An 11,446-nucleotide genomic window follows, 5' to 3' on the forward strand; every position below is an offset into this window, starting at 1 on the left:
GACGAATAATCGCGGTACCACCTAAGTTCCACACTAAAAAGTGTGACACTCACGCCCCTTAACGCGGATAGCAAACGATAGACTTGTCTTCAGGCTCAGTTCATAACTTGTTTTTCAAGTCTTGCATCAACCGACTCTTCTCTATAGAAAAACAAAATTACTACTAATTCCTGATCTTTCCTTTTTGACCAATAATGATTATAATTTACCACAAATGCTAAAAAAAACAAGGGGAGAAAGTTTTTGAACAAAACAATTCAAACAAAAAGAGATACCATAATACCCGCCACCATATTCTTAATTTTATATGCTGCATGGGCAATTCTAGTTGCTTCAGAAAACCAGTTTATTCATGAATTTGACCGGACTGTAATCAATATTATTTGCAACAATAATCCAATACTTATCAAATTTGCTACTGTTTTTACTAATCTGGGCAATACGAATGTGATTATGGTCGAAACCATTTTGCTGGTGATCGTCTTAGCACTTTTTAAAAAGTTTGCCTATGCGTTTTTTACAGCCGGAACGATGATTGCTGCCAACGGTTATAATTGGATTATCAAACATGCAATTGCTCGTCACAGACCTTTCACGCATCATCTAGTTGCAGCACACGGTTATAGTTTTCCTTCTGGACATTCGGTTGGCAGTGCTACTTTATTTGGAATTCTAATTGTACTAACGATTTTATTAGTTAAAAATAAAGCGGCCAAAACTGTGTTATGCATTGTTTGGGCCTGCTTTCCCATATTAATCGGATATACAAGGATTTTCAGCCACGTACACTATCCTTCAGATGTAGTTGGCGGCTTTTTAGAAGGAATCGCATTCTTACTAATCGGATACTCCTTCTTATATCACTATTATTTAGAAATACGCGCACAAGAAAATAGTTTAGTTTAAAACAAAAAGTTCAAACTTTTAGTAGTTTGAACTTTTTTTGTAGCCAAAATTAATCTTGAGCTAGACGGTAAATGACGTCTTTATATTCTGGATACTTCTTTAACAAATCTGCTTTTTTAAGCAGCTCAAAATCGTGATAATCAAAGCCGGGAGAAACAACGCAGCTTACTAGGCAAAAGCTGTCAGGCTCGGTCACTTCCGAAGCAAAGATAGTATATTTTGGCACCTTAAATTGCAGACATTCACCTTGCGCAACATTTTTTCCTAATTTAACCGCATAATATTTGCCCTCAGGCGAAATGCAGTGAATAGTAATTGCCTGACCATCGTGATAATACCACATCTCATCATGATTTAAACGGTGAAAATGAGAGCAATTCTTATCATCGAGTAAAAAATAAATTGAAGTATAGTAGAAGCGTTCTCCCTTGCTATCTTCGTCATAAAATTGCTCATCACTGGCATAAACTTGTCTGAACCAGCCACCTTCTTGGTGGGGTTCAAGATTGAGACTTTTGATATATTCGTCGCGTTGCATTTTTTCTCCTTTGTTAAAATTCTTGGTAGTTTTATTATCATACTAACTAAATTTAGCGCATTTTAGCTGCAAAGTCAGCTATTAAGTTGAATTTATTAGCAAAAATCAACTTGGTAAAAGTTTTACTTAGATATTCATTTTAATGATGAACATTTTATAAACTTTTAACTACAAATAAGAAGAAATATTTAATTTAGTAATTATAGTTTTACCGGTATTTTTACATTCATATATTAATTACTTATTTAAAGTTAAACATCGTATTGAACACCTTTTTAAAATTGTGACCTACACTAAATAAATTTGACGCATCTTATCTTTAAAATCAGCTGGTAAATTCAGTCCGTGCATAAGATAATTGTCAAAATCACCAAAGTTGCGCTTGATAGTAGCAAAATATCTTTCTAAATAAGCCTTTTTTACGGTCAGTGCAACCGCAACCTCATCTAGCTGCGCACTAGTTAAATGATCTTGCAAGTAGTCTAAAATTTCTTGATTTTCTTGTTTACGTGCCGGAATAGTTTCAAGGTAGTCCGCATAAATTTCCTCATCACTGACTCCTAAAGTTTTTAATATGAGAGCTGCTGCTACGCCAGTCCTGTCCTTGCCCGCAAAACAGTGAAATGCTGTTGGAGTGGGATCATTGATTAAAGTCAATAAAAATTGCCGATAACCCGTTTGTGCAGACTTCTCCATTACCAGTTCTTCATAAGTAGTTAACATATCTTCTTCCGCACTATAACTACCAGAAATGATTGTTTCCACACTGGCTTGGTTAACTTGAGCATCCTTTAGCACATCAATTACCACGTAGTCTAGACCTGACCACAAGAAATCGGGAAATTGTTTGCGTTCATCCTGCCCTCTAAAATCGAAAACACGTTTAATTTGATATTTATCTTGTAGTTGTTCATTTTGAAATGGGGTTAAATTATATAATTGACCACACCGAAAAAGCAGGTCATCTCTAACCTTTTTTCCTCCAGCACCGACATGTCCGCCTAAAGAACGCCAATTGGTAATTTGCCTTTCCATGCTATACTTCCTATCTGTAAATTTTTTGATATCGTCTATTATAATTTTTAGAAAGCGACTTTTCTACTATAGAAAAAAGTTAAATAAATAAAAAACCTGCTGATTTGGTTACCAGCAGGTTTTACTCAATTTTTATTTTAGTTAGCTATTTTTTTGTTGTTTTTTATAAATGCAGTTAAAAATTATTGAAATTATAATTGCTATTAGAGAAACGCAGTAAACACCTTTTAAAGCGCTAAAGAGCACTCCTCTTAATTGTGGAATTAAGTTAGCGGCAAGCTCCTTTGCTTTAACTGAAGAAACAATTTTGTTCATCATTGATTGAGTTAAATTAGGACGATGAGCAAGTTGGTTGGCAACAATGGTGTTAAAGGTAATACCAAAAATTGAAACCATCATGGTTTGCCCTAAATACCGCATCAAAGTGTTAAAAGAAGTAGCAACACCGATATTTTCTTTTGAAACCAACACTTGTGAACGAACCTGTGATGCGGTTAAAACGCCACCAAAGGAAAAGCCATTTAATGTGGCAATCACGCAGAATACCCAAAATGGCGTGTGTATCGGCACAATTAGCAACATGCAATCTGCTATTAAAAGAATGGTTAATAGTCCGAAGAAGGTTTTTCTTACGCCCCAGCGGCTAAGCATACCACCAATTAAGAATGAGCCAACTACCCACATTACTGAACTTGGCGTTACGGCAAAACCGGCTACAGTAGCTGAAGTACCGTTAATTCCCTGCATCCAGGTTGGGATGTAAAATTCAAAACCAATAACTACCCCTGCGATAAGCAGTGTAATCATATTGACGGCTAAGAACTCCCTGCCTTTGAGCATTGAAAGGGGCATTATAGGGTCTTCTGCGCGTTTTTCTTCATAGTAGAACACAATTGCACTAATAATGATTAAAGCAACTAGAGCAGCCAGCATAAGTGGCTTAATTGTCCCTAGATCCTGCAGTGTAAACATTAAGGTCAGAAGTAAAACTACTAACCAAAATGTTCCTTTAACATCAAGTTTGCTTTTCTTCTTATTCTTTGGTTCCTTAAGGAAAAAGATAATTAACAATAGGGCAATAATACCAATTGGCACATTAATGTAGAAAACCCAGTGCCAAGAAAGATTTTGGACAATAAACCCACCAAGCAGTGGTGCAATAACTGATGCTACACCCCAGAAACCGGAATTAAGACCTAACATCTTGGTTCTTTTTTCCAAGCTGTATAAATCGGCGATAATGGTCATTGCCACCGGCTGAACAGCTCCAGAGCCTAATCCCTGAATAACACGGAATAAAATTAGTTCAACCATATTCTGTGCTTGACCACAAAGCGCTGAACCAATCACAAAAAGTGCTATTCCAAATAAAAAGATTGGTTTACGACCGAAGCTGTCTGCCAATTTACCGTATAAAGGAGTCGATACAGCAGTCATAAACAAAAATATGGAAACAACCCAATTCATGATTTCTAATCCATTCAGATCAGAAACAATTGTCGGCATTGCCGTAGAAACGATTGTACCTTCAATGGCGGTCATAAACGTCGTCATAAAAATCGCAATCATTACTATTCGTACATTTGTCTTCTTCACAATTACAACCCCTTCATTAGCTGATAAAACTATTTATTTTCGTGAACAAAGTTTAAAAGTTCTTGAACTTTATCGGTTTTTTCCCATGGTAAATCAATATCGGTTCTGCCAAAGTGGCCGTAAACTGCGGTCTGTTCGTAAATTGGTCGCCTTAAATTAAGCATTTTAATGATCCCAGCAGGGCGCAAATCAAATATTTTACGTACAGCCTTAGTTAATAAATCATCACTAACTTTACCAGTTCCAGCAGTATTAATCATGACTGAAACAGGGTGAGCAACTCCAATTGCGTATGCCAGCTGAACTTCACAGCGATCAGCTAGACCCGCAGCAACAATATTTTTAGCAACATATCTGGCAGCATAACTGGCACTACGATCAACTTTCGTAGGATCTTTACCTGAAAATGCACCGCCACCATGGCGAGCATAACCCCCATAGGTATCAACGATTATCTTACGTCCAGTTAAACCTGAATCGCCTTTAGGTCCACCAATAACAAAGCGGCCAGAAGGATTAATCAGAAACTTCGTCTTTTCATCCAAGTATTTAGCAGGAATAACTTTTTTAATCACCAAATCAATCATTGCTTGACGGATTTCTTCGTTTGAAACCTGATCATCGGTTTGCGTTGAAATAACCACAGTGTCAACTCTTAAAGGTTTTTGCTGTTCATCATACTCAACCGTTACTTGAGCCTTAGCATCTGGCCTGAGCCAGCTTAAAGTGCCATCCTTGCGTAACTTGGCAACTTGTCTCATTAGGCGGTGAGCCAGTGAGATTGGCAAAGGCATTAATTCTGGCGTTTCGTTGATCGCAAAGCCAAACATTAGTCCTTGGTCCCCTGCCCCGATTTGGTCAAGCTGGTCTTCGTCAGAGTGATTTTCACGTGTTTCAAGTGAATGATCAACTCCTTGAGCGATATCAGGTGATTGTTCATCAATATCAATTAAAACTGCACAATTGTTGCCGTCAAAACCTAATTCGGGTTTGTCATAGCCTATGCGCAAAACAGTTTTACGGACAATACTCTGAATATCAACATAAGCAGATGTTGATATTTCACCAAACACATAGACAATTCCCGTATTAACAATAGTCTCACAAGCAACGTGTGCTTGGGGATCTTTGGCAATAATTGCGTCCAAAATTGCATCTGAAATTTGATCAGCAATTTTGTCGGGATGTCCTTCAGAAACAGACTCCGAAGTAAATAAACGTTTTTCCATAATAGTCCCCCTATAGACAATAGCTATTCGGTTACAAGGCATCTCCATTACAGGATCCTCTCAGGACTTGAACCGATTTTTTTAAAATTTCGTTCTATATATTGATAATAAAAAAGGCTACCGCAGATTCGGTAGCCATAGAACGATGGAGGATACAGGGCTCGAACCTGTGACCTCCTGCTTGTAAGGCAGATGCTCTCCCAGCTGAGCTAATCCTCCAAAGTGACCCGTACGGGATTTGAACCCATGTTACCGCCGTGAAAGGGCGATGTCTTAACCACTTGACCAACGGGTCATTGTTCTGAATCAAAGTACTTTTAATAGTATACCTATTTTGAAATAAAATGCAAGGATTCAAGTTATTAGTTAATCAATAAATAATGGCGGCGCGAACTTCCCTTCACGCCACCATTATTATGGAGGATACAGGGCTCGAACCTGTGACCTCCTGCTTGTAAGGCAGATGCTCTCCCAGCTGAGCTAATCCTCCATTTTTGTTGTCGTCTCTCGACCACTTCTAATAATTTAGCATAAGTTTCGGATCTTGTCTAGAATTTTTTTGACTTCTGAATTTTTCTTCACTAAATTTACATTGCTACATCTTATTTTAAAAAAACTAAAAAGTTTTTCATAAATATAGTAATCAAAACAATAAGCGTCTTAATTATAGAGTGGAAACATTTATATTAATTTTAATAAAAATATTTTTAGCTATCAGATGCTATAATTTTACTGAGATACATGTAAATAACTTCCAACTTATTTACATTTATTTTTTGTCTTCTTATATCATAAATATATATTATTTTAATTAGCTAATAATATCTCAGGATATCATTTATTCATAAATAAACATTTCACAAAATTTTTGTTTGAAAGTTTTTCATAAATAAGTAAAAGAAATAAAAAGTCATGGATTATAAACATAAAAATTAAACCTTTATAATGCAAAAGAATAAATAATTTGAATTTTGATTAAATTTATTCAATCGTATCACAAAGCAAAATTTGGTACACACAGTGAAAAGACGCTAAATATAGACCAAAGATATTTTTTGAGCGGAATATTCAAAAATTCATCAAATTATCTTATGATATATAATAACTATTTTATTTTTAAAAAACTTTTTAGTTACCTACAAAATATAAGATCTGACATAATTTATTTATTAAATTAAAAATAATAAAAGCATCTTTAATTCTAAAGCAATTTAAGTTGTTTAAGAATAATCCCTAGTATTTTCATAATTAATTGCTACAATGTTTTGTATAGCAATATTAAACAATAATATTATTACAACTTGAGACTTTTTAAGGCCTTGTCAATATTAGGTAATTAGATGTAATAGTAGAACTAACTCACAAAAAATTCAAAGGAGAATTTTAAATGAAAGATTATAATCTTGATAGTTTGAAAATTTTGACTGTAGGAAAAGCTCCAGAAAAAGAGACCATAAAAAAAGTCATGGATAAAGATACTCCCACAAGAAAGCACTCAACTATTGGAAAAACACCAAAAAAGACAAAAATGAAGAAAACTAAAAGTAAACGTTCTTCCACAAAAAATAAAAAAGATGGTAATTAAATTGATAAGAGTCTTGGAAGAACTAGACTCCTTGACTTAATAAACCAAAGCAGGCGAAGCACTTTTTTAGTGATTTTTCGGCTTTTTGTCTCTACTGAATTTCGATTTATGGTCCTAGTATACCTTTAGGGCCACTCTGTGCCAATTTACTCAAGTTAATAGTCATGAGCATTAACCCTGGATCATTTTCTAGCTTTTCTTGCTCTCTGAGATAGGCTCGTCACATACCAAAAACTACCAAAAACGTTCTTCAAGTGACCAATGGTATAGGAGCCTTGCGGCTTGGTTTGGCAGCGACCGATGGCCTTTTTCCACATAAAGGAATACTTGTTGGCATCCGCTTCAATCTTTGTACCATCAATAAAGATAGCATCTCATAGAGTAAGCCTTTTTCTTTAAGCAGATTGTTAAAGTAAAGAAAGCACATTTTAATCAGCTGACTGGGTCGGCTAGAGCGAAAATTATTAATTGCATGGTAGGAACACAGAAACATCATCTTTAAGCACCTATAAAGGAATGAAATCGATGAACTGGCTAATGACAATAACCAAGTAGTCTTAAGGAATAACAAAGTCTAACTTGAGTACTAAAGCAGTCTGTCCTGTGGTATAATTTTAGTACATTGAAATTAGTCTCCGATCTATTTGACTTTGGTAAATAATACCAGAGCCAAGACAAAAAGTATACAAAAAAAGGCGTTGAGTTCAACGTCTTTTTTTGTTGTTCTTGAAATAATTTTTCCCAGACTCTTTTATAACAAAATTTCTTTTTAATTTTGCAGTAGCTAATCAAATTGTCAAAATCATAAAATAAACTCATCTTTAACAGATTTTTTCATTTAAAAGAATATAAAATTTAGTTAGAAATCAAAACTATTAATAAACCCCAAAATCAATCCTTTAAAGAACAATTACACCTGCATTTATTTTCTTTATCCTCTACAACTTTAAAAATGACCATTATAAAACCCTGCTTTAGATTGACATGGATACTAGAGCCTTTACACTCTATACCTTTTATTGGACTTGCGTCAGAAAAAGATGCAAAATAAATAGCATCATAATAGTTCAGTTCGGACTCTTTCTTTTGATTATGATCAAATGGTTGTAAATTAATTGAATAATTGCTATCAAAACTACCCGAAAAGCTCGTTCCATATCCACACGCGATTAGTTTATGCTCGAAGTTATATAAATAAACTAAACTTTCTCCTGATTTATCTATAGCTGACCATGGTTCTCCTGGTGCCACACCAGTTTCCCAATCGCCAGTTGTTACTTTTCGCATAATGCGATAAATTAAATCAATTATTTTTTTCCCCAAAAAAATAGTAAAAAAGAATACTGCAATAACCGTCAACGATAACGAAATAACATTTGATAAATCATTATTAAACTTGAAATATTTAACAAAAAAACTTTTAAGTAAAATATAGACAAAAAAATCAGGTATTGAACACAAAAGTGATCCAAAAGTAACATGTACCGTTTTCTCTCCAATACTAGAAGAGGACACATCCAATTTCTCTAAAAGCCAATAATTAATATAGCCCAAACCACCTGCTGCCAAAAATTTTACAATTATATCGTTTAAATTCTCCAAATTGAACCTCATTTTAAAGTCATAAAAGTTAAATCAAGCAAAAGTTGCTAAGATTAACTTACTAAATCGACAAATTAATACACGTAAACTTTACAAAAGTAAAATAAAACTAATTGAATTTTATTAAATCAAATAATTCACTTTTCCGTGAGAATCAGTCTGCTTTTTATTGCATCGACTTGAACATAATTAGTTTAGAACTTTAGATACTCTATTTTCTTTTATAGAATTTTTTATTAATGATAATAGGCATCTCAAAATCATAATTATTAATTTAATGTAGTTTATCTATGTTGTAGTATATAAAATCCGCATATCTTACATAAATCTGCTAATCTATTAACCCATAATAAAATAATCCATACGTTAAAGTAGCAATTAAATAATTTATTAATAGATAGTAATATGATTATTCAAGGAACTAACCCCCAATGCTTGCTCACAGCGTATCAGTTTCTGTAATTTTATGAGTTAAAAATTAGCTTTATTACTGTCCTTGTAGTTTTGATTATCTGCTTTCATATTCTTTATATAACAATTTTTTGCCAATTCTGCAAGGTATTCCTTTTCGAATCTTCGGATAATTCTTTAGAATTTGCATAACACTTTTAGTTATCAGTGATTCATAATAATAAATTTTTTGAGGAGAAATAGATTTAGGAACTACCAACAGAATAATTAGCTAGCTAATAAGCAATAAAAAGTTTTGTAAAATCTCCTAGATGATAAAATTTACTTATTCTTTTAAAAAATAAAGATCTCTTGGTAAAATATTTTCATAATATCTTTATAAGGACTTTTTTATAGGATTCAGTTAAAAAACAATATCATCATTTACATCTATTACTATAACTCTATAAATTATTTATAATTACCACTAAGCGCTAAACATTTTGTATATAGTAAGCGCTTCCTAGTCAAAGATCCTCTGAAAAGTTAGTCGCATTTCGATCCAGTTCTAACAAGCAAAACCGGTTATTAAGATTAATTGCATCTCATATACTCTTTCAATTAACTCTCTAAGTTAAGTTAAACTTTAAATCTAGCTCAATATTGTTCTATCTCCTTGAGTCTTCAACTTCATTTTTAGTTATGAGACGACTATACTTCTATACACCCTAATATTACCACTTCTTATCAAGTTTTTTATTTAAAAAGGTACATAAGGTATGACTCAATACATTTTTTATTTTAATAGTCTGTTAAGTTTAAGCCTTTGTCAACGAAATCTGTTTCATAGTAATATCAATAATTAAATAGCTTCTCTTAACATAACCTAACAATTACTGATAGTGGCTTACTTTTAGTCGGCATATTAGGTATTTCTTTTATGAATCGAACAACTTATATATTTATTAAATAAGATTCCCAGCAAAATGTTAGATTAGCCATGATATCTTTATTAAGAGAATAATGACTTAATCTTTTAAAGCAGAATATAAATTTGTTAATTATTCTTTGATTTACAAAAAGTATCCTAATTTAAGATGAATTACTATCCATGACTTTAGGCATAAATTTGCGACCTTGCTAATAAGTGAAACAAACATAAAACCAAAAACTATTCAAATGTAATGAGACATGAAGATATAAAAACACTTTATACATTTATACTCCTCTAAATGATCAAAACAAAATCGATGCCACTAATTCTATTAGGGAGTTAAATATTTAACTTTTTTATACTTTAATGCCGTGCCAAAGCATAATAAAAGCTTGTAATACTTAATATTACAAGCTTTTTATTACTATTAGTGAAGTTTGAGAGATTCCAAATACATTAATAGGAAGAAATACATCTAAACTTTTCCCATTTTTAGCATTTATATAAAAATAATCATAATGGTTTAAAAATTTTATTCGAACTTTTTTCGAACTTTTTAACCTGCTGATTTATACCATTTATACTTATGAGAATTCCACATTTTTGAATGTCCAACAGCAATTTGTCCATAATGAAAGTTTAGGTTGTAACCTTCTTGATCATCTTTAGGCTTATAGTCGCTATCAACCATAGAAACACCAGCACCGACGACACCTTGAACTCTTTCCGCTACAACATCTTTTTGTTTGCTTGATAAGTCAAAAAAATTAGAAGCAACTTGAATATCAACACTTTCATCACCATATTTTATTTTTTTGAGATATAGAGCATAAGCATACCTATCATCACCATTGGTAGCATCTTTTTGATCATCTTTAAGTAACATTCTTATGTTTTTATTAGCTTCTTTTTCATCAACTTGATTTTCGCTATCATCGCTATCCGTGTCTTCAGTATCAGTTTGGGTATCATCTTTTTGTACCGTACTATCTGTATCATCGCCATTAGCCGAGCTTTCACTATCCCGCTTTGATTGGTAAGTAGCACTTTCATTATTAGTGTATTCAGTGTCACTAAAAGAAGCAGCCATACCAGTTCCAAAAAATGTCACCAATATAAATGCCCAATATTGCCACTTCTTTTTTAAGGGTTTCTCCATTGAGCCAGATTTTTTAAGTTTATGGTCATGATATAGCATATAGAAGATAGCACCGAAAAAGCAAAGATCTAATATTACTGTTAAAAATACCATTATTTCACCGCCAAATTAAGATTACATATTTATTTTACAGAAAAAAGATCAAAGGGGCAATGCTGTAACAAAAGACAAATTTTCATAAACACTGCAACAATAGGTCAATCTCGGTAAAATGCTAGCAATGCTTATCGTTAAATAAGAAAAATATGTTCTTAATGAATATAATTAAAACTCTAAAATGACATTATTATTTAGTTAAAAATTAAGCGAAATTTTTAGCGAACATAGAAAAACAAAAAGCTCATAACATCAACTGTTATGAGCTTTTATTTAGCGGAGTGTGAGAGATTTGAACTCTCGATACAGGATTAACCCGTATACATGATTTCCAATCATGCTCCTTAAGCCACTCGGACAACACTCCAAAATTGAA

Annotated in this window: 8 protein-coding genes, 4 tRNA genes, 1 riboswitch and 1 other annotated feature (1 of these 14 running past the window's edge); of the genes, 2 read left to right on the forward strand and 10 right to left on the reverse strand. The window is 33.0% G+C overall.

The features are described 5' to 3' along the window. Positions 1 to 187 (reverse strand) — a binding site (T-box leader) (it extends 6 nt beyond the left edge of the window). Positions 188 to 243: 56 nt separating this feature from the next. Beyond that, complete coding sequence (locus JF73_RS05840) at positions 244 to 906, forward strand: phosphatase PAP2 family protein (protein ID WP_046327345.1); 663 nt, start codon at positions 244 to 246, stop codon at positions 904 to 906. 49 nt (positions 907 to 955) lie between these two features. Here the strand turns inward: JF73_RS05840 and JF73_RS05845 are convergent, their stop codons facing one another. The 7 genes from JF73_RS05845 to JF73_RS05875 all read right to left on the reverse strand — a co-directional run bounded on the left by JF73_RS05845 (position 956) and on the right by JF73_RS05875 (position 5,794). After that, positions 956 to 1,444 (reverse strand): cupin domain-containing protein, encoded by a 489-nt coding sequence (locus tag JF73_RS05845; protein WP_046327346.1) that lies wholly within the window; start codon positions 1,442 to 1,444, stop codon positions 956 to 958. 288 nt (positions 1,445 to 1,732) lie between these two features. After that, positions 1,733 to 2,479 (reverse strand): tyrosine-protein phosphatase, encoded by a 747-nt coding sequence (locus JF73_RS05850; protein WP_046327347.1) that lies wholly within the window; start codon positions 2,477 to 2,479, stop codon positions 1,733 to 1,735. A gap of 141 nt (positions 2,480 to 2,620) precedes the next feature. After that, on the reverse strand, positions 2,621 to 4,075 hold the full coding sequence (locus JF73_RS05855) for an MDR family MFS transporter (protein WP_046327348.1): 1,455 nt from the start codon (positions 4,073 to 4,075) through the stop codon (positions 2,621 to 2,623). Positions 4,076 to 4,104: 29 nt separating this feature from the next. Continuing rightward, positions 4,105 to 5,304 carry a methionine adenosyltransferase gene (gene metK / locus JF73_RS05860; RefSeq protein ID WP_046327349.1) on the reverse strand — a complete coding sequence of 400 codons (1,200 nt, stop codon included), beginning with the start codon at positions 5,302 to 5,304 and terminating at the stop codon, positions 4,105 to 4,107. Next, a riboswitch (SMK box riboswitch) is annotated at positions 5,302 to 5,382 on the reverse strand. (Overlaps the previous gene by 3 nt.) A 68-nt stretch (positions 5,383 to 5,450) precedes the next feature. Beyond that, positions 5,451 to 5,523, reverse strand: a tRNA-Val gene (locus JF73_RS05865). A 4-nt stretch (positions 5,524 to 5,527) separates the two neighbouring features. Further along, positions 5,528 to 5,599 (reverse strand) — tRNA-Glu (locus JF73_RS05870). 122 nt (positions 5,600 to 5,721) lie between these two features. After that, positions 5,722 to 5,794: transfer RNA gene (locus tag JF73_RS05875), tRNA-Val, on the reverse strand. 897 nt (positions 5,795 to 6,691) lie between these two features. Between JF73_RS05875 and JF73_RS05880 the strand changes: the two genes are divergently transcribed. Further along, positions 6,692 to 6,889 carry a hypothetical protein gene (locus tag JF73_RS05880; RefSeq protein ID WP_046327350.1) on the forward strand — a complete coding sequence of 66 codons (198 nt, stop codon included), beginning with the start codon at positions 6,692 to 6,694 and terminating at the stop codon, positions 6,887 to 6,889. Positions 6,890 to 7,780: 891 nt separating this feature from the next. Here JF73_RS05880 and JF73_RS05885 read toward each other — a convergent pair. The 3 genes from JF73_RS05885 to JF73_RS05895 all read right to left on the reverse strand — a co-directional run bounded on the left by JF73_RS05885 (position 7,781) and on the right by JF73_RS05895 (position 11,437). After that, the gene (locus JF73_RS05885; protein ID WP_046327351.1) at positions 7,781 to 8,491 is read right to left on the reverse strand and encodes a hypothetical protein; all 711 of its coding nucleotides are present in this window, start codon (positions 8,489 to 8,491) and stop codon (positions 7,781 to 7,783) included. Between the two features lie 1,880 nt (positions 8,492 to 10,371). Next, positions 10,372 to 11,067, reverse strand: a complete 696-nt coding sequence (locus JF73_RS05890) for a hypothetical protein (protein ID WP_046327352.1) — start codon at positions 11,065 to 11,067, stop codon at positions 10,372 to 10,374. A gap of 280 nt (positions 11,068 to 11,347) precedes the next feature. Beyond that, positions 11,348 to 11,437 (reverse strand) — tRNA-Ser (locus tag JF73_RS05895). Positions 11,438 to 11,446: the final 9 nt, after the last annotated feature.

Origin of the sequence: Lactobacillus helsingborgensis (assembly GCF_000970855.1) — a bacterium.
Classification (GTDB): Bacteria; Bacillota; Bacilli; order Lactobacillales; family Lactobacillaceae; genus Lactobacillus; species Lactobacillus helsingborgensis.